Origin of the sequence: Pseudoduganella albidiflava (assembly GCF_004322755.1) — a bacterium.
Classification (GTDB): Bacteria; Pseudomonadota; Gammaproteobacteria; order Burkholderiales; family Burkholderiaceae_D; genus Rugamonas; species Rugamonas albidiflava.
In genome coordinates, this window is the sequence record NZ_CP036401.1 from 2059978 (window position 1) to 2079583 (window position 19606).

The window sequence follows — 19606 nt, forward strand, 5'->3', positions numbered from 1 at the left end:
CTCCGCTTACTGGTAGCGGTAGTCGAAGCGCACGCCGACCACGCGCGGCGCACCTGGTACCGCCATGCCGAAACTGTCGATGGTGGCCGGCGCGATGCGGTTACCCAGGTTGTGCGCGTAGGCGGCCAGGGTCCACGGCGCATCGTCCGGGCGCCAGGCCAGCGTGGCGTCCACGGTGGCCATGGCCGGCACGCGGTACTGCACCAGCTTCGACGGCACGCCGATCATGTAGGCCGCGCTGCGGCGCGCGTCGACGCCGGCGCGCACTTCATGGCCGGCCAGCCGCACGCGGCGCTGGTAGCCGGCCGTCAGCACGTGCGACGGCGAGCGGTCCAGCTTGCGCCCGTTCCATGAATGGACGCCGTCCGGCGTGTACGACACGTAGTGCGCATCGAGCAGGGTCAGGCCATAGCTGAAGCGGTCGTCCGCGCTGGCCTGCACCTTGCCGTCCAGTTCCAGGCCGCGCACGCTGGCGATGCCGGCATTGGTGGTGATGAAGCGGGGTGCGCCGGCGATGATGGCATTGCCGGACAGTTGCAGGTTGGTGTAGTCGTACATGAACGCGGCCGCGTCCAGGCTGGCGCGCCGGTGCCAGAAGCGCGTCTTGGCGCCCAGTTCCAGGGCCTTCAGCGTCTCCGGCCGGTAGAACAGGTAGCCGGGCGCCACTGCCGCCGCCGCCGGGCAGGCCGGGCCGGCCAGGCAGCCGTCGTTGAAGCCGCCGGCCTTGTAGCCGGTGGACAGCGTGCCGTAGACGAACGTGGCCGGCAGGAAGGCCGACGGCGCGAGGTCGTAGTCGAGGCCCAGGCGCCAGGTGCGCTTGTCGGTCTCGATCCGCGCCGCGTTCGGCAGCTGGAAGTCGGTGGCGGGGTTGAAGGCCGGACCCTGCTGGAAGCTGGTGGCGCCCACCCGCGACTTTTCATCCTCCGTATGGCGCAGGCCGGCGGTGGCGCGCAGCCGGCCGGTGACGCGGTATGCCAGCTGGCCGAAGGCGGCCCGGCTCTTCGCCACGGTGGGGTCGGTGGGGAAGGCATAGTACGGCGTCAGGCCGATCGGGGCCAGGTCGCGGAACACGTAGTTCGAATGCGAGCGTTCGTCGAACCAGTACAGGCCCGCCTGCGCCGACAGCGCGCCATCGCCGCTGGTGGCCACGCGCAGCTCGTGCGAATCCTGGCGCTGCCCGCCGGTGAAATTCTGGCGCACGCCCAGCGTGGCCTGCGGCGCCACCCGGTAGATGTAGTTGGTGAGGAAATCCAGGTCGAACTTGCGGTGGGCGCCCAGGTAATGCAGCGTGGCCGGGCCCAGGTTCCACGTGAACTCGGCGCCGGCGCCGGCGCTGCGGTTGCGCCCCCAGCCCTGTTCCGGCACCACGTTGCGCGGCACGAAGCGGTTGGTCAGCCGGTCCCGCGCGGCGGCGCCGTACCACTCCGGCTTGCCGCTGTCGGCGTGGCGGAAGAAGTTGTTGTCGGACACGAAGCTGTCCGGGTTGTAGTCGTTGCGGGCGTGATCGGCGCGCAGCAGCAGCGAAGCGGCGGGGCCCAGCGCCACCCTGGCCGACAGCCGGGCGGCGCGGCGGCCGGCGTCCTGGCCCGGCGTGTGCGGCGTGCCCTGGCCATTGCGCAGGTAAGCGTTGTGGCGGTCGACGGCGACGGCGGCGCGCAGCGCCAGCCAGCCGGTGATGGGCACGTTCAGCATGCCGTTCGCCTTGCGGCTGCGGAAGTTGCCCGCCTCCACGCCGAACGCCCCTTCCAGCGCGCGCGTCGGCGCCCGCGAGATCACATGGACGACGCCGGCCGTCGTGTTGCGGCCGTACAGCGTGCCCTGCGGGCCGCGCAGCACTTCGATCCGGTCCACGTCCAGCAGCAGGCCGTTCTGGTTCTGCGGACGGGCGATGTAGATCCCGTCCAGCATGAAGGCGGCGGAAGGATCGCCCTTGTCGGTGGCATCCGAATTCGACATGCCGCGGATCGTGATGCGCAGGCCGTCGGCGGCACCGTCGAGGTGCACGTTCGGCAGGCGCTTGGCCAGTTCCGCCGGCGTGCCGAAGCCGGCCTCGCGCAGCGCCTCGCCGGACAGCACGCTCATGGCGACCGGCGTCTTCGATTCGAGCGAGGTGGTGCGCTGCGCGGTGACGACGACTTCCTGGAGCTGTCCATCGGCCACCTGCGCGTGCGCGGCATTGGCGCATGCGGCGGCCGCCAGGACGGCCAGCAGGGTGGGGTTACCGCGGTGATGTTGCATTGCTTCTCTTTCAGGTCGGGACCCCGCGCGCGACGTGATGAAATTGTTAATTACTGTCGGCGGCGAGGTGAAATCAACCTGCAAGTCTATCAGCTCGGCTTGCAGAGTTATAGTCAATTACTGTCGAGCAAGTGCTCCTGTCCACCCGCTGTCGCGGCCAAGCCACTGGCCGGCGGGGAAGGCCGGACTGTCATGGCGTCGTCACATCCACTCTTTAACATTCGGCACAGTTTTCATTCAGCTAACTTTGACCGAAAGATGCCGATGCGCCAGCCTCAGCTTTGCCCGCTTCTGTTCCGCCCACGCCTGAAACCCCTCTGCCTGTCACTGCTGGCCGCGCTGCCGTCGCTCGCGTTCGCAGCCGACCCGGCGCCGGACCCGGCCGGGGCACCGCCGATGGCGATCGTGGAAGTGACGGGCACCGGCCAGTCGCGCCAGGTGCAGAACATCACCCGTGCCGACCTGCAGCAGGCGGCACCCGGCACCAGCCCCCTGAAGACGCTGGAAAAACTGCCCGGGGTGAGCTTCCAGTCGGCCGACCCGTTCGGCAGCTACGAATGGTCGACGCGCTTCTCGATCCGTGGTTTCAACCAAAACCAGCTGGGCTTCACGCTCGACGACATCCCGCTGGGCGACATGAGCTACGGGAACAACAACGGCCTGCACATTTCCCGCGCCATCTCCGCCGAGAACATCGGCCGCGTCGCCGTGTCGCAGGGCGCCGGCGCGCTGGGCACCGCGTCGACCAACAACCTGGGCGGCACCGTGCAGTTCGTCACGCTGGGCCCGGCCAGCGAACAGGCCATCACGGCCGCGCAAACGCTGGGCAGCGACGACACGGCGCGCACCTTCGTGCGCTTCGACAGCGGCGATTTCGCCGGCGGCACCCGGTTCTATATCAGCGGCACGCGCATGCGCTCGGAAAAATGGAAAGGCGCCGGCCCGCAGGACCAGGACCAGTTCAACAGCAAGGTCGAACGCCGCATCGGCGAGCACACGCTGTCGGCCTTCTTCAACTACTCGGACCGCCGCGAGGTGGACTACCAGGACCTGTCGCACGAGATGGCGCGCCGCCTGGGCATGGACTGGGACAATTACTACCCGGACTGGCAGCGTGCCGTGAACGCGTCGAAGGGCATCTACAGCGGCGCGGTCAACAGCCTGGACGACGCCTACTACCTGGGCCAGGGCCTGCGCAAGGACAAGCTGGGCGGCGCCACGCTCGACCTGCAGCTGGCGCCGGCGCTGGCCGGCAAGCTCACCGCCTACCACCACGGCAACGAAGGCCAGGGCCACTGGTACACGCCGTACACCCCCACGTCGGCCGAGGTGCCGATCTCGATCCGCACCACCGAGTACACGATCAGCCGCAACGGCGTGCTGGGCGACGTGACGTGGGAACTGGGCATGCATACGCTGAACGCCGGCTTCTGGGCCGAGCGCAACAAGCACGAGCTGACGCGCAATTTCTATGCCGTGACCGACGGCCGCTACATCGACGACTTCCTGCGCGACCCGATGAGCACCGGCTTCCGCCAGTCGTTCGTCACCGATACCCGCCAGTTCTACGTGCAGGACACCATCGCGCTGCTGGATGGCCGCCTGAAGATCAACGCCGGTTTCAAGAGCCCGAAGGTGGAGATCGACGCGCACACCTTCACCGGCGACCGTGCCGATGGTTCGATCACGGCGAAGAAGACCTTCCTGCCGCAGGCGGGCGTGACTTACCAGCTGTCGCGCAGCGACGAGCTGTTCGCCTCGGGCGCGAAGAACATGCGTTCGTACCAGCCGGGCGTGAACGGCCCGTTCTCGCAGACCCGGGCCGGCTACGCGCTGTCGATCGCCGGCCTGAAACCGGAGACCTCGACCACGTTCGACGCCGGCATGCGCTTCAAGCGCGATGCTGTGCAGGGTTCGGTCGCCGTCTACTACGCCAAGTTCGACGACCGCCAGATGGGGATCGCCACCTGCGCCGGCATCGTCGGCTGCGCCGGCACGATCGTCAACGTGGGCAAGGTGGAGACGCGCGGCCTGGAAGCGCTGGCCGTGTGGAAGATCGCTCCGTCGGTCAGCTGGTTCAACACCTTCACGTACAACGATTCCACCTACGAATCGAACTACACGGACAACGGCAAGCTGGTCGCGGTGAAAGGCAAGCAGGTGGTCGACGCGCCGAAGAAGATGTTCAACACCGAGCTGGCGTACGACGCCAACGGCTTCTACGCCCGCCTGGGCGCGAAATACACGGACAAGCGCTACTACACCTACCTGAACGACAATTCGGTGCCGTCCTTCGTGGTGGCCAACCTGTCCGGCGGCTACCGCCTCGGCTCGGCCGGCATGGTCAAGGACCTGACCCTGCAGGTGAACGTGACGAACCTGTTCGACCGGAGCTACTTCGGCACCATCGGCTCGAACGGCTTCTCGGCCTCCGACCCCCAGGGCACCTCGATGACGCTGCTGTCCGGCGCGCCGCGCCAGGTGTTCTTCACGCTGTCCGGCAAGCTGTAAGCCGTATCTGCCTTCGTGGCAGCGCAGGCGGTGGCGCTGCCGGGGGAGTTGCATTCATGGCAAGGCGAAGCTAAGCTGGCGGCCGAGAGACCGATTGACCAACCCAGCCGAACCCTGACCGTGACGACCCTGATATCCACCTGGCGGAACGCGCTGCTTGCAGCGGCCGCATTCGCCATCCTGGGCGCGCCGGCCCACGCCGCGCGCGTGATCGAAGAACATCCGATCGCGATCGACGGCCAGCCGGGCCGCTACTTCCGCCTGCACGATACCGAAGCGCAGGAGGGCGCGCAGGTCATCGTTGTCGTCAGCGGTTCCGGTTGCGCGGAATTCGGTTCGCGCCTGCCGTATTTCTTTGAAAAGTATCCGGCGCCGGTGGATGTCTACCATCTCGAGAAGCCCCATGTCGGCAAGGGGGCGACCGGCGAGCCCGGCACCTGTTCGCCGGCATTCGAGCAGGCCGACAACCTGCAGCGCCGGGTGCGGGACACGCTGGCGTTCCTGGAGCAGCAACCGGTGCTGGCACGCTCGGCACCGCGCGGCATTGCGCTGGTGGGATTCTCCGAAGGCGGCCGCGTGGCGCCGATCGTGGCCGGCCGCAGCGGCAAGGTCGGCTGGCTGGCGGTGGCGGGCAAGGGCGGCATGCGGCAGTCCGACGGTTTCCTCGTGTTCGCGGACCGCGGCGTCGCGCCGTACGCCAATCCTTCTTCCAGGGCGCTGCTGGAAAAGCAGTTCGCCGCCATCGCCGCCGACCCGTCCGCGCTGGACAAATCGTTCTTCGGGCATCCGTATGCCTACTGGAGCTCGCACCTGTTCCATGACTCGCTGCCCGACTTCGCCCGGCTGGACATCCCGGTGGTGGTGGCGATGGGCGAGAAGGATGAAAGCGAACCGATCGAGTCCGGCAGGGCGCTGAAGGATTTCTACAAGCGCCATCCGGACAAGCCGTTCCGGTTCATCGAATACGAAGGCGCCAGCCACGGGCTGCAGCGCGGCGACAGGCGCCATGTGCAGGACTTCGTGGCCAGCCTCGCCGGGTGGATCAGGAACGATCCGCGTGCCTTCGACGAGCGGTGAACCTGACGGGCACGCCGGAAGCGTGGCAGGACATCACGGTGCGCCACCTCCCGAGCCATGCATCCGGCCTTGGCGATATGGCCTGCGCGATTCAATTTTCGGCTGTATTTGGCAATTCCACGCTACCCGCCGAAGCGGCTGTCGAGTTCGAGTGCCGTGCGGCACAGGTGCACCAGCATCAATGCATTGGCGGCGCACGGGGCGGCGAGCCAGGTATCCGTGGCATGCACCAGCACGTCCAGCCCCGTTGCCAGCCAGAAGCGCCGCGCGGCGTCGACCTGATGACGTTCGCGCGCCGTCGGCGCATGCCGGCCCGTCATGCAATGGTGTTCGAGCACCGCGAGCACGGCGCCGAGCCGTTGCCCGTGGGCCGATGCGGCGATAGCGGGGAAGGGCGCCATGGCGGCCGCCGGCGCGGGATTCGCCGCCGGGCGCATCAGGCGGGCCAGCCTTGCCAGCAGGCCCGGGTTGGCGGCGCCGGCGCGCGGTGCCTGGAAGTCAAGCGCGATGGCGCGCAGGCGTCCGGCGCCGGCGATGAGCAGGGAGACGGGTTCCAGCCACGCGGCACCGGCATCCCGCTCGACCGCCGCGAGTATGCCGGCGATCCGGTCCACCGCCGGGCCAACCGTCGGGCCCACCGCGAGGCCGGCCGCGGCAACCCACGCATCGAGGTTTTCGATGCGCTCGCGGCGTAACACATCGCACGGTACCTGCAGGGGGAGCGAGCGGCCGTGCCGGTCGAGCACTGTCCAGGTGAGCCGCTGCCGCGCCTCGTGCAACTGCGGCGTTTCATGGCCGGCCGGCCGCAGGAATACATAGGAAGGGCCGCTTTCCAGCCCGGCGCCGCCACGCAGCGTGGTCCCCAGTTCCACCCAGTCGTCGAACCCGGCATCTTGCCAGAGCGGGTCGTCCGCGGCGCAGGGCGGCAGGGGTTCGGCGCGGGTGGCGCCGCCGACGCCGAGCCGGCCATCCGCCGACAGGCGCGCGCCCCGCAGCGACCAGTGCCCGGCGGCGACGGCGCGCTCGCACGTCACGCCCTGCCACAGCGGATCGACGGTCCAGGCGGCCCCGCGATGGAATGCGCGGTCGGCGCCATCGCGGCGCGCCAGCACGGCTTGCACGATGGTGCGGCTGGCCGGGTCCCAGAACGGTACCGCCAGGCCGCGCGCGCCACCGCGCCGTTGCCACCAGTGCGCGCCCAGGGACAGCAGTTGCAGTGCGGCCCCATCGGCGAAGGTGCGGCGCTCGCTGCCGCGCAAGCTTGCGGGCACTTCGCCTTCGGCGCTGGCAAGCGCGGTGCACAGCGCGTGGATGCGCGCCGCCAGCCCGATCGCTTCGCGCTCGTCCGCATGCGCGTCGCGCCGCTGCAGCAGTGCCGCCGTGCCGGCCAGCTCGCGCAGCATGCCGGCCAGCCTGGGAAAGGCTTCGATGCGGGCCGACGTGCCGAGCGCGCGCAGTTGTGCAGTGGCGTAATCGTGAGAATGAGCCGGCAGGTGTGACCAGCCGATGCCGCACAGTTCCAGCACCAGCCGGCCGGCATGGGCCAGGAAGTCCCGCTCGGCCGGTGCCAGGCCCGCTGGCGGCGCGGGCGTATCGTCCGCCGGCCAGGGCACCGCATGGCCGTGCTGCTGCCAGACCGCCGCCAGCGCCAGCAGGTGCAGCGCCTTGCGCGACGCCGCCGGCGCCTCGGAAACCATGCCGGCCAGCCCGCCGCCGCCGATGTAGCGGCACGTGAAATCCAGCTCGGGCAGCGCGACGCGCAGCACGCCGCCGCTGGCTTCGCAGTCGGGCGGGCCGGCGCGGGGGAGCAGCGCGGCCGCCTTGTGCACGGCGGCCCGCCCGGCTTCCTTCAGCACGGCCGGACGGTCCAGCGCGAGCACCTCGGCCAGCACGTCCGGCGCCGCCACGGCCGCGCGAGCGCCGCCGGCTACCTCATTGGCTACCTCATTGGCGACCATATTGGCCGCGCTGTCGACGCCGCCGCCGCCGGCACCGGTCTCTTCCGTACGCAGCCACAGCACGGCGGCCAGCACATGCTTGCAGATGCCGGGCGCCGGGCAGTCGCACGTGGCGCCGGCCGGTCCGTTCGCGCCGATGGCGACCCGCTGGCCATCGACGCGGAACGTGCCGCCGGCCGGGCCGGCCGGCCCCTCCCAGGCCACCTTGCCGGCTTCCACGTCCTTGGCGGCGCGGCGCAGCAGGCCGGTGCTGGCGAGGGCGGCCAGCGCGTCGTCGTCGAAATTGCGGCACAGCGCCGCCCAGGGCGCGGTCATCCGATCACCTCGGCCAGCCAGCCGGCAAAGCGGGCGGGCGTCAGGGCGGCGATTTCCATGCCCCGCGCGGCCAGCCGCTGCGCCATGTCGCGGTCGTACACGGGCTGTGCGCGCGCGTCGAGCGCGGCGAGGCCGAGCAGGCGCACGCGCGCCTGCGCCAGCCGCTGCACGCAGGCCAGCAGCGCTCCGGGCGGCGCGCCTTCGGCGAAGTCGCTGACCAGCGCGACGATGGTGCGCTGCGGCGCCGTCACCAGCTGCTCGCAGTAGCGCATGGCGCGGCCCACATCGGTGCCGCCGCCCAGCTGCACGGTCAGCAATACCTCGACCGGATCGGCCGCCATGCGCGTGAGGTCCACCACATTCGTGTCGAACACCACCAGCCGGATGTTCACGGACGGCAGCGACACGAGGATGCCGGCCACGATCGCGCTGTACAGCACGGAGTCCAGCATCGAGGCGCTCTGGTCGACGCACAGGATGACGTCCCACGGCAGCTGGCGCTTGACGCGGCTGTTGAAGCGGGGCCGCTCGATCACCAGCCGGCGGCTGGCCACGTCGTAGTGGCGCAGGTTGGCGGCGATGGTGGCGCGCCAGTCGAAATTCTGCGCGCTGGGCACCATCGAGCGGCGGAAGCGGTTGCGGCGGCCGGACAGGGCGTTGACGAAGTCGTGGCGCAGGCGCCGCGTGATGTCCTGCACCACCTTGCCGATCACGTCGCGCACGGCGTCCTGCATGTCCGCGCCCAGCCGGCCGCGCATCGCCAGCAGGGCGCGCGCCAGGTTCTCGTCCGGTTCCAGCGCGCGCAGCGTGGCCGGGTCGCGCAGGATCTCGTTCAGGCCGAACTTGTCCAGCGCATGGCGCTGCACGCGTTCGTACACGTCCTGCGGGAACAGCTCGCGCGTGCGCTGCAGCCAGTCGAGCGCCGTGACCTGGCTGGCATCGAGGCCGCCCTGGCCGCCCCTGCGCAGCAGGCCTTGCCGGTCGTAGGCGCGGCCGTAAAGGTAATCGAGCGCATCGTCGACCCGGCGGTCGGCGGCGGACAGCGCGTCGCCGGTGTCGGGCTCGGCATAGCGGCCCAGCACCAGGCGCCAGCGGCGCAGCGTGTCGGCGCCGCTCATGGCTCGCCTCCCGTCACCGCCTCGCCCGTCCGTGGCTTTTCCGTCCCTGGCGTTGTCGTTGCTGACGTTATCGTCCCTGACGTTATCGTCCCTGGCGTTGTCGTTGCGGATGTTCTCGTCCATGATTGCAAGCCATCGCGCGCCAGCACCGCCAGCAGGTCCGCGTGCAGCGCCGCGCCGGCCAGCATGTCCGCTTCCGATGCCTCCAGCTCGCCTTGCCAACCGAGGCCGGCATCGTCCGCCACGGCCAGCGCCGCCGCCAGCTGCGCCGTTTCGGCCGGCTTCAGTCGCGTGAAGGCATGGCGCAGGTCCGGCAGGTGGCGCAGGAACGTCCGTTCGTCCCAGCTGGCCATGACGGTATCGACGGCCTGGCGCAGCGCCGGCTGCGTCAGCAGCAGCTCCGGCCCCGCCGCCAGCAGGCCCTGCAGGGCGCGCGCCGCGTCGTCGCGTTCGGCGCCGGGGCCCAGGGTGGCTGCCAGCACGGCGCACAGGCGCTCCTCGCTCCACGCGCCGTCCAGGAACAGCAGCACGGCGGCGGCGCTGGCGATGCCGGGCGCCGCACGGGGCGCCGTCACCAGCGCCGCCAGCACGCGCGCCCAGCGGCCGGCGCCGTCGTCGTCCTTGTTGTCGTCGTCCTTGTTGTCGTCGTCCTTGCTGTCGCCGTCATTGGCGTCGCCGCCCGCCGCGGCGTGCGCCAGCGCGTGGCGGAAGGCGCGCAGCGACAGCAAGCTGCCGATCGCCGCTTCCTCGCCTTCGCGCGCCGTGTCGGCCAGTTGCGGCAGCAGATACAGCGCAGCGTCCCATGCACGCAGCAGCAGCGCGTGCAGCGCCGGATCGTCCTTCACGCCCAGCGGCTCGCGGGCCCGCCACAGTGCCAGCAGCTGGTGGCAGCCGGCGATCACGGACGCCGGGGCGCCATCCTCGTCCAGGCGCGCCGCGACCATCGCCAGCAGGTCGGGCAGCCGCTCGTGCAGGCCGACCAGGCAGCCGCGCGTGAGCAGGCCGGCGGCCGCGCCGGCCGAACGGGCCAGGCCGCGCTCCGCCAGCGCCGCCTCGTCGCGCCGCAGCCGGGCCAGCGCCACGTCCTGCAGCGTGGCGCCCTCGGCGGACAGGGCCACCAGCCGGGCCTCGACCAGCGGCGTCCACGCCACCTGCCATTCCTCGATCAGCAACTCCAGCCGGGTGCCGGCCAGGAAGTCCGGACCGCCGCGCCACTGCGCCAGCTCCAGCCCCAGCCAGTCGGCCAGGTGCAGGAAGCGGCTGCGCTCGCGGTGGCCTTCGTCGCGGTAGATGTCCAGCCGCACGGTGCGGGGAGCGCTGTCGTCGAGGCGCACGCCCAGCCGCGCCGCCAGGCGCCGCGCATCGTCCACCAGTGGCGGCACGGCCGCCGTGGCCGGTATGTCGCCCAGCGCGTGGCCGCACAGCAGGCGGCGCACGTCGGCATCGAAGCCGGCCATGCCGTCGCCCAGCGCGCCCTTGACGAAGCACGACCGGATCGCGTCCAGCACGTCTTCCCGGCCCGGCCCGGCATGGCCGCGCAGCGCGGCCAGCCGCCCGGCCTGCAGCACGGCGGCGCCCACGTCCGCCGTGGACACCTGCTCGGCCAGCCCCAGGGTACGCGTTTCGCGCGCCAGTTCCGCCAGGCAGGCGGCGGCCACCTCGTGCAGCGCGGGGCCGGCGGGATCGTCGACGGCACTGTTCCAGACGCGCTGGTACCAGCCCGGCGCGGGCATCCCGGCGGCATAGCCGTTCAGCGCATCGAGGTGGTCGAAGCTGTAGCGGATCAGCCAGTTGCCGCTGCCGGCGGCGCCGCGCGGCCGCGGCGGCGATGCCGCGGGAGCCGCCTTCGGCGCGGCCAAGGGTTCGGCCAGCATGGCCTGCAGGCCGGGGGTATGGAAGCCGCCCGTCACCACCACGATCGCACCGTTCGTTTCCTGCAGGTGCCGGCGGATGTGCGCCGCCATGTGCCGCTCGCGCGGCAGGCTGCCTTCCGCTTCCAGCACCTGGGGCTCGTAGTCGTGGCGCGCCATCGCGCAATACGCATACACGTCGGCCAGCAGCGTGCGCCAGTCGCGCAGGGCGACCGGGCCGCGCAGCTCGAACAGGTGGTCCCACAGGTCGTCCTGGGCGCGGCAGCCGCTGCGCGCCGCCAGTGCCTTCAGGTAGGTGCTGTGGGCCAGGTGGCGCTCGGCCATCAGCGTGTGCGCGGCGGTATCGGTGTCGTCCGCCGCGCGCGCCGTCCATGGCTGGTCGATGAAGGCGAGGCGGGCGCCGGCATCGGCACCGGCGCGCAGGGCTACCCATTCGGGGCTGTAGTCGCAGAACGGGAAGAAGGCCGGGCGGCTGCCGCCGCCGGGCCGCGGCGCCAGGCTCAGTATCGCCACCGGCGGGCGCGTGGCGCCGTCCAGCAGTGCCGGCAGCAGGGCATCGAAGTCGTCCGGCCCCTCGACCAGCACGGCGGCCGGCCGTACTTCGCGGATCAACTCGCGCACCGCCAGCGCGCACGCAGGGCTGTGGTGGCGCACCGGCGCGAAGAACAGCCGTCCGCCGTGCCCGCCGTGCAGGCTGGCCAAGCCATCGCGTACATCGGGCGGCACGCCGTCGGCCGGTACCCCTTCTGCCGCAACCGCGCCGTTCAGGGCCACAGCGCGCGCCCGGCGTCGCGGAAGAGTTTCCATTGGCGATCGCGGCGGGCCCGCTCCTGCACCACGGTGTCGAAATAGTGCTGCACGCGGCGCAGGTCGTCCGCGCTATCCTTCAGCACCACGCCCTGCAGCTGGTTGGCCAGTTCGCGCGGCGTGAGGCGCCCGTCGCCGAAATGGCGCGCCTCCAGCGCGGCGGCATAGGCCACGTTGACCGCCTCGGCCGTCGACATGACCGCATCGGGTGTCTTCAGGGCCGTGCCTTCGCTGGTACGGCCGGCGCGCAGTTCCTGGAAGGTGGTGACCAGCAGCGCGACCACGTCGCGTTCCACCTCGACCTGCACGCCGGCGCTTTCCAGGTCGCGCCGCACCTGGCCCATCACCAGTTCCAGCTCGAACGCGTGGTCGGCGATCGGGCGCACGGTCTCGAAGTTGAAGCGCCGCTTCAGTGCCGACGACATGTCGTGCACGCCGCGGTCGCGCAGGTTCGCCGTGGCGATCACGTTGAAGCCGCGCCGCGCGTGCAGGCGCGCCGCGTCGCCCAGCTCCGGCACCATGAGCTGCTTTTCCGACATCAGCGAGATCATCACGTCCTGGATCTCGGGCGGGCAGCGGGTGATTTCCTCGAACCGCACCAGCTTGCCGGCGGCCATGGCCCGGTACAGCGGCGATGGCACCAGCGCGCGCCGGCTCGGCCCCTCGGCCAGCAGCAGCGCATAGTTCCAGGAATACTTGATGTGGTCTTCCGTGGTGCCGGCGGTGCCCTGGATGGTCAGCGCGGAATCGCCGGTGATGGCCGCGCTCAGCAGCTCGGACAGCAGCGATTTCGCGGTGCCCGGCTCGCCCACCAGCATCAGGCCCTGGTGGCCCATCAGCGTGACGATGGCGCGCTCCACCAGCGGATCGTCGCCGTAGAACTTGCGCCCGATGCCGAGCGCCTCGTCGCCCAGGATGAAGGCGCGTACGGCGCGCGGCGACAGCTGCCAGCCCTCGGGCCGCGTGCCGGCGTCGCTGTCGCGCAGGCGCGCCAGTTCGTCCGCGTAACGGTGCTCGGCGCTGCTGCGCAGGATGCCTGCCGGATCGCCGTCGTGGAGTGTGTCTTCTTGCATGATCACCATTGCGCCTTCTTTTCCCATTGTTCGTCGAACGCGCCCACGCCGGCCACGGCGTGGTAGTCGCCATAGGCCTCGGCCAGCAGCACGGGCGGAATGCCGCCCAGGGGCAGCGGCTGGTGCGCGCGGCGCGGCGCCAGCGAATAGAAGCCCAGCTTCGTGACGGCGGCCGGGATATTCTCTTCCGGCAGCATGCTGCCCGTGAAGTCGATCGCCACGCGGATGCCCGTTGCCGGAAAATCCTTGTGGTACGAGGTAAACACCCCGCCATCCTCGGCGGGCGCGCGCTGGTAGCCCAGTTTCGTGAAGGCGCCGCGCAGCGTAAACGCGTCGCTCAGCCAGCCCTGGCGGTCGGCGATCTCGCGCTGCGCCGGGTTTTGCTGCAGGTCCAACGCCGGTTGCGCGCGCGTCATCTGGGCGAACAGGGGGACCACCTTGTAGTCCTTGAAGTGGACTTGCCACGCTTTGGCCGATGCCTCCCTGCTCGATACCATGCCGTCCGGCGCGGCGTCGAGCAGGCATGCATGGGCCAGCCGCACGGTGGCGCCATCGCGCAAGGTCACCTCGTCGTCGTTCGTGTCGACCAGGCTGCCATCCTCGGTGGGGCGGAAGGCGATGCCATCGTCCGTCAGCCAGACCAGCCGCTGCACCAGGCGGCCCGCCAGCGGGTGGGCTTGCAGGTACTCGCGCCATTCCGCCGCCGGCCAGATGCGGCCTGCGCACATGGCTTCATACAGGCGCGCCGCCTGGATCGCCACCACCTGCTTGACTTCCTTCCTGCACAGCGCCAGCTGCTGCTTTGCTTCGCGCGCCGCATCGGCATCGTCGTCCTGGCGCGGCGCGGGCAGGGCGGCGACCCCCTTGCCTTCGGGATTGCGCAGCACGATCTTCATGGCCGCGTCCAGCGTGACCGTGAAGTCGCGGGCGCCGTAGCAGAGCCGCAGCGTGCCGGTTTCATCCAGCCCGCCGGTGGGGATCGTGCGGTCGGCCAGTTCATCCTGTGTCCAGCCGTTGCGGGCGGCGATGCGTTCGACCAGCACGCGGGCCCGTTCCTGCACGGACGCGGTGCGGTAGCGGCGCGCGATGGCCAGCACGAACTGGATGGCGGCCGGATCGTCGGACGCCGCGGCGGCTTCCACCAGCGCCTCGACCTGGGCCCGGCGCGGATAATGGTCGCGCATGTACTGCGTGATGATCGCCGCCATCGCATGGCCCGGCATGCCGGACGCCAGCGCGAGGATGCCTTTCTCGCCGATCGCCGTGCCGAGGTATTCGGCCATCTTCTGGCGCGCGATGCGCTCGGCCACCTGGTCCAGCGTCAGGCGGCCCTCTTCGGCGTAGTAGTCCGGATAGCGTTGCGCCAGCGCCTGGTATTGCGCGAGCTGCTGGGGCGCCTGCTGGCTGGCCAGCGCCGCCGCTTCTTCATGGGACGGATGGCGCGTGTCATGGGCGATGAACTGCAGCAGCAGGTGGCTGCCGAGCCGGGCGCGGCTCGCGCCGTCCAGCAGGGCCAGGTAGCGGTCGAACAGGGGATTGCCACCCGGTTCCTTCAGCTTGCAGGCCACCACGACCCACCACTGGATGACCTCCGGCGGTACCGGCGTGCCATCCTGCCAGCTGCAGGCGGGCAGCAGTGACAGGTCGAGCCAGGCCAGGCCGGCCGGCGCCTTGCCCTTCAACGCCTTCGTGGCCTGCGCCAGCAGCCGCTCCGGTGCCAGCAGCGGGGCGATATCTTCGCCCAGCGTTTCCAGCGCGGACAGCATGGCGGCGCTGGCCGATTCGCGGCTTTCCTTCGCCAGCGCCGCGCGCAGGGCGGGAACCGCTTCGCGCCAGCCCATGCGCGCCAGCCACTGGGCCGCTTCGATCCGCACTTCCTGCTTGCTGGAGCCCAGTGCCTCGCACACCTGGCGGCCGATGTCCGGCACCGCGCCCAGCACATCCTGGGCCGCCAGGCGGTGCGTCTTGCCTTCGCCCAGCGCCAGTTCCATCAGGCGGGGCAGCCAGCGCGGCGCGATGGCGGGGAAGGTGCGCAGCACTTCCAGCGTTCGGCCCAGCTCAGGCTCGAAGCGCGTGCCGGCGGGCGGCGCGGCCATGCCCAGGCCCGCGTCGATGTATTCCGGGTGATCCGCGAAGTATGGCCAGATCCGATGGGGCGGCAGCACCGCTTGCGGCGGTTCGATGATCCATCGGGTGTTCAGGCAGGCAAAGGCAGTGTCGTCCTCCGCCAGGCCGGCCGCACGGCTCAGCTGCGCCAACTGGCGCAAGTCCACCTGTTCCGGGTCGCCGATGGATTCCCGCGCAAGGGAGTCGTACCAGAACGGCGTGTTCCGGCTGGCGGCGACGAACCAGCGCAACGCCTGGTGGATGCCGAAATCGGCGCGTGCGGCCAGGCGTCCGCCGTGCTGCAGCGTCGAGCGGACCATGCCGTTGGCGAGGCATTTCATGGCCCGTTCGCCCGTGTCGCCGTTCAAGGCCGCCAGCGCCAGCCGGAAATCGTCCGGCTTCAGCGCCCGTTGCGCGTCGTAGTTGCGCTGCGCGTAGTCCCAGCGATGCTTGGCGGTGGCATTGCGTTCCGCTTCCTCCCGCGCCTGGCGTTGCAGAGCCTGCAACCGCTCCGCGTGATTGGCCAGCAGCAGGTCGAGCGCATCGGCGCCCAGCGTGCGTTCTTCCAGTTCGGGCAGCGGTGGCGGCGGTGGCAAGCCGGTGCCGGCCGCATCGCGGGCCGCCGCGACTCGGCCGATGGCATCGCGCAGCGCCTGCTGCACCGCCTTGCCCCGTTCGAGGGCCAGCGCGGCTTCCAGCGCCGGCAGCGCATCGGCGCCGCGGACCCGTGCCAGCAGTTCGGCGGCGTTGGCGCGCTGGCCGGCCGGGCCTTCCGCCAGGACACGCTCGAGCACTTCCGTGAAGGCGGCGTCCGCCGTCACGAAGCGCGCGGCGGCGGCGCGCACCGTCTTGCCGTCGCCGACCGCCAGCTCCACCAGCAGCGGTGCGAACGCCGCCGCCAGCGCCGGGTTGCCGCCAAGGCGCTGGCACAGCATTGTCTTGCCGGCGACGGAGAGCATCCCGGCGCACGCGATAACGTCTTCCCGATGGCTGTCCAGGTAGCGGTCCAGCGTGGCCGGATCGAGCAGCGGGCGGTAGACCCTGTCCCGGTAGTAGTCGTAGACGTCTTCGCGTTCGAACACGATGACGAGGGCCAGCGGCGCTGGCAGTTCCTCATGCGCCACGATGGCCGACAGCAGTTGCACGGTCCACGCGGCACGGGTTTCCGTGTCGGCGACGCTGCCCCGGCACTCGCAGGTCGCCCACAGCGCGTCGTTCAGCAGGTAATGCAGCCAGTCGGGCATCGCGGCGCCGGTGCGCTGCAGCGATGCGCCACCGTCGGCGGCCGCCAGCACCTTGCCCAGGCGGACCAGCACCGGGATGTCGGGGGCATCCGCATCGACTTTCGTGTACAGCGCCGCGCGTGCCTTCAGGGCCGCGTTGCCTTGTTCGGAAGTGCCATAGGTGGCGTGCAGCCGGCCCGGCGAGCCGAGGAACGTGCCGGCGCGGGGCGCCGCCGCCTGCAGGTCGGCCAGCACCTCGACGCCATCGCCACGGGCGATGAAGGCGGCCGCGCGGGCGCCGAGCGGCGTGTCGAGCGCATCGAGGCTGGCGACGCCGCCCTTGATCAGCGATTCATCGGAGCGCAGGACGCGCACGGTTGCGCCGATGGCGCCGAGCAGTGCTTTGAACATAAGCAATCAACAGGACAGGAGTGCCCGTATGCTGCCATGGGGAAGGACCATTTACAAGGCTGCAAGAAACATTCATCCAGCAAGCCAGTCCTGCCGCGACGGCACATCCCTTTTTATGACTGCCACGGCACCTTCTTTTGCCAATGTTCGTCGAACCGGGACGATGCCGCCACGGCGTGATAGTCGCCATACGCTTCGGCCAGCAGCACCGGCGGTACCTGGGCCAGCGGCAACTGGCTGTCGGCCTGGCCGCGCGGGGTGATCGCCTGGAAGGCCAGCGTCTTCACGGCGGCAGGCACGTTTTCCTCGGGCAGTGCATTGCCGGTGAATTCGATCGCCACGCGGATACCGGCGGCCGGGAATTCCTTGTGGTAGGTGGTGAAGAAATGGCCTTCGAAGTCGGCGGTGCGCTGGTAGCCCAGCTTCGTGAACGCGCCGCGCAGCGTGAACGCGTCGCTCAGCCAGCCCTGGCGGTCGGCGATCTCCAGCGGCGCCGAATTTCCCTCCCCCTTGCGCTGCAGGTCCAGCGCCGGCAGCGTGCGCGTCATCTGGGCGAACAGCGGCGCCAGCTTGTAGTCCTTGAAATGCTTCAGCCAGGCCGCGGCCTGCTCGGCCGGCAGCAGGGCGGCGTGGGCCAGCCGCACGGTGGCGCCTTCGTCCAGGGCGACGTCGTCGTCGTTCGTGTCGACCAGCGTGCCGTCGCCGGCCGGCCGGAAACACAGGCCGCCATCGGTCATCCACGCCAGCCGCTGCGCCAGCCGGCCGACCAGCGGATGCCGTTCCACGTACTCCCGCCAGTCCGCCAGCGGCCAGGCCCGGCCGGCGCACATCGCTTCGTACAGCCGGGCGGTCTGCTGTTCGATGACCTGCCTGACTTCTTTCTTGCACTGCGTGAGCTGCTGTTTGGCTTCGGCGATGGCTTCGGCGTCGTCGTCCTTGCGGGGCTCGGGCAGGGCGGCGACGGTCTTGCCTTCGGCATTGCGCAGCACGATCTTCATCGCCGCATCCAGCGTGACGGTGAACTCGCGGCTGCCGTAGTGGAGCTGCAGCGTGCCGCTTTCATCCAGCCCGCCGGTGGGCACGGTGCGGTCGGCCAGTTCATCTGCCGACCAGCCGTTGCGCGCGGCGATTCGGTCAACCAGCATGCGCGCCTTTTCCTTCACGGAGCGGGTGCGGTAGCGCCGCGCGGTGGCCAGCACGAACTGGATCGCCGCCGGATCGTCGGACGCGGCGGCCGCTTCCAGCAGCGCCTCGACCTGCGCGCGCCGCGGGTAATGGTCGCGCATGTATTGCCGGATGGCGGTGACCATTTCATGGCCGGCCATGCCGGAGGCCAGCGCCAGGATGCCTTTCTCGTTGATCGCGGTGCCCAGGTAGATGTCCAGCTTCTCGCGCTTGCACTGCTCGAACACTTCCTCGTAGGTGAGCTTGCCCTTTTCGGCGAACCATACGGGTTCGCGCTGCGCCAGTTCCTGGTAGTCCGCATACAGTTGCGGCGCCTTGCCGTTCGCATACGCCACCGCTTCGTCGTGCGACGCGCCGCGCGTATCCTGCGCGATGAACTGCCGCAGCACGTGGCTGCCCAGCGCCGCGCGGCTGGCCCGGTCCAGCAGGCCCAGGTAGCGGTCGAACAGCGGATTGCCGCCCGGTTCCTTCAACTTGTACGCCAGGGCGACCCACCACTGGATGATCTCGGGCGGCACCGGGCTGCCATCTTCCCAGCGGCAGGCAGGCAACTGCGCCATGTCGAACCAGGCCAGGCCGGCCGGCGGCTTGCCCTTCAACGCCTTCTTCGCCTGGGCCAGCAGCCGTTCCGGCGCCAGCAGCGGCGCGATATCCTCGCCCAGCCTTTCCAGTGCCGTCAGCATGGCCGCGCTGGCCGTCTCGCGGGTTTCCTTCGCCAGCGCGGCGTGCAGGGCAGGAATCGCCGTCCGCCCGCGTTCGGCACCCAGCCAGGCCAGCCAGTTTGCCGCCTCGATACGCACTTCCAGCTTGTTCGATGCCAGCAGGCCGGCCAGCGTCGGGGCAAATGCCGCACTGGCGGTGACCAGGGCGGCGGCGGCCGTGCGTACGCTAATGGTGTCGCTGCATGCCAGCTCGGCCAGCAGTGGTGCGAACGCCTCCGCCAGCGCGCTGTCGGCGCCGAGGCGCGTTGCCAGCATCACCTTGCCGCTGTTCGACATTTCCCGCGCGCACGCTGCCACGCGATCCGGGGCCGCCAGCAGCCAGGCGTCCAGCGCGCCGGGCGCCAGCAGCGGGCGGTACGTCTGGCCATGGTAGAACTCGCGCAGCGCACCTCGCTCGAACACGATGGGCAGCGCCATCGTGTCGGGCAGGCCTTCGTGGCGCAGGATGGCAGCCAGCAGGTCGACCGTCCACGCGGTGCGGGGCGGCGGCTCGGCCCGATAGTGGCTCGGGATGCAGGTGACACACAGCGCGTCGTTCAGCAGGTAATGCAGCCAGTCGGGCATCGGTGCGCCGGTCTTTTCCAGCGACATGCCGCCATCGGCGGCCGCGAGCACCTTGCCGAGGCGGACCAGCATGGCAATGTTCGTGGCGGAAGGGGCGACATCGCGGTATAGCGTGTTTCGCAGGCCATCCGTCAGGCCCTCGCCCGGCCAGACCCGCACGCGGCCCGGCGCACCGAGCGCGTCGCGACCGCCCACACCCAGCTTCGACAGCTCTTCCAGGACCCCGGCACCGGCACCGTCGATGACGAAGGCGGCGGCGCGGGCGCCGAGGGACGGGACGAGGGCGTCGAGGCCGCGCAGGCTGGCGTGGATCAGCGTTGCGGTGTCGATGGCGGCAGTCGCGCCAGGCAGGGTAATCGTCATGGTCTGGGCAGGGTCGAATAAAGTGCTGCGTATGCTGCCATGAAGGCTATCGGTTAGCAATAAG

The 19606-nt window shown here is 70.5% G+C and carries 9 protein-coding genes; 2 read left to right on the forward strand and 7 right to left on the reverse strand.

Features of this window, described 5'->3' with window-relative positions; all coding sequences use genetic code 11:
- Nucleotides 1-6: 6 nt before the first annotated feature.
- Complete coding sequence (locus EYF70_RS08730; protein WP_131145050.1) at nt 7-2238, reverse strand: TonB-dependent receptor; 2232 nt, start codon at nt 2236-2238, stop codon at nt 7-9.
- Between the two features lie 264 nt (nt 2239-2502).
- Here EYF70_RS08730 and EYF70_RS08735 point away from each other — a divergent pair, with 264 nt between their 5' ends.
- Entirely contained in the window at nt 2503-4749 is a 2247-nt protein-coding gene (locus tag EYF70_RS08735) for a TonB-dependent receptor (RefSeq protein ID WP_131145051.1), read from the forward strand.
- Between the two features lie 120 nt (nt 4750-4869).
- Complete coding sequence (locus EYF70_RS08740) at nt 4870-5826, forward strand: alpha/beta fold hydrolase (RefSeq protein WP_165497598.1); 957 nt, start codon at nt 4870-4872, stop codon at nt 5824-5826.
- A 122-nt stretch (nt 5827-5948) separates the two neighbouring features.
- Here EYF70_RS08740 and EYF70_RS08745 read toward each other — a convergent pair whose 3' ends face one another.
- The 6 genes from EYF70_RS08745 to EYF70_RS08770 all read right to left on the reverse strand — a co-directional run bounded on the left by EYF70_RS08745 (nt 5949) and on the right by EYF70_RS08770 (nt 19542).
- Nucleotides 5949-8099: an SWIM zinc finger family protein gene (locus tag EYF70_RS08745; RefSeq protein WP_131145053.1), complete on the reverse strand. Its 2151-nt coding sequence runs from the start codon at nt 8097-8099 to the stop codon at nt 5949-5951.
- Nucleotides 8096-9217, reverse strand: a complete 1122-nt coding sequence (locus tag EYF70_RS08750; protein WP_131145054.1) for a VWA domain-containing protein — start codon at nt 9215-9217, stop codon at nt 8096-8098. Before EYF70_RS08750 ends, EYF70_RS08745 begins: the two co-directional genes overlap by 4 nt.
- Complete coding sequence (locus tag EYF70_RS08755; RefSeq protein WP_174800392.1) at nt 9214-11895, reverse strand: DUF5682 family protein; 2682 nt, start codon at nt 11893-11895, stop codon at nt 9214-9216. Before EYF70_RS08755 ends, EYF70_RS08750 begins: the two co-directional genes overlap by 4 nt.
- A complete protein-coding gene (locus tag EYF70_RS08760; protein ID WP_131148979.1) occupies nt 11853-12968 on the reverse strand; it encodes an ATP-binding protein in 1116 nt (371 codons plus the stop codon). The genes EYF70_RS08755 and EYF70_RS08760 overlap by 43 nt, the downstream gene beginning before the upstream one ends.
- 2 nt (nt 12969-12970) lie before the next feature.
- The gene (locus tag EYF70_RS08765; RefSeq protein WP_131145055.1) at nt 12971-16708 is read right to left on the reverse strand and encodes a DUF4132 domain-containing protein; all 3738 of its coding nucleotides are present in this window, start codon (nt 16706-16708) and stop codon (nt 12971-12973) included.
- A 113-nt stretch (nt 16709-16821) separates the two neighbouring features.
- Nucleotides 16822-19542 carry a DUF4132 domain-containing protein gene (locus EYF70_RS08770; RefSeq protein ID WP_131145056.1) on the reverse strand — a complete coding sequence of 907 codons (2721 nt, stop codon included), beginning with the start codon at nt 19540-19542 and terminating at the stop codon, nt 16822-16824.
- Nucleotides 19543-19606 lie beyond the last annotated feature (64 nt).

Excerpts from the sequence above, each read along its gene's own strand:
- EYF70_RS08745 (WP_131145053.1), bottom strand. The coding sequence starts at position 8,099 with ATGACCGCGCCCTGGGCGGCGCTGTGCCGCAATTTCGACGACGACGCG.
- EYF70_RS08765 (WP_131145055.1), bottom strand. The coding sequence starts at position 16,708 with ATGTTCAAAGCACTGCTCGGCGCCATCGGCGCAACCGTGCGCGTCCTG.
- EYF70_RS08735 (WP_131145051.1), top strand. The coding sequence starts at position 2,503 with ATGCGCCAGCCTCAGCTTTGCCCGCTTCTGTTCCGCCCACGCCTGAAA.
- EYF70_RS08730 (WP_131145050.1), bottom strand. The coding sequence starts at position 2,238 with ATGCAACATCACCGCGGTAACCCCACCCTGCTGGCCGTCCTGGCGGCC.
- EYF70_RS08755 (WP_174800392.1), bottom strand. The coding sequence starts at position 11,895 with ATGGAAACTCTTCCGCGACGCCGGGCGCGCGCTGTGGCCCTGAACGGC.
- EYF70_RS08770 (WP_131145056.1), bottom strand. The coding sequence starts at position 19,542 with ATGACGATTACCCTGCCTGGCGCGACTGCCGCCATCGACACCGCAACG.
- EYF70_RS08760 (WP_131148979.1), bottom strand. The coding sequence starts at position 12,968 with ATGCAAGAAGACACACTCCACGACGGCGATCCGGCAGGCATCCTGCGC.
- EYF70_RS08750 (WP_131145054.1), bottom strand. The coding sequence starts at position 9,217 with ATGAGCGGCGCCGACACGCTGCGCCGCTGGCGCCTGGTGCTGGGCCGC.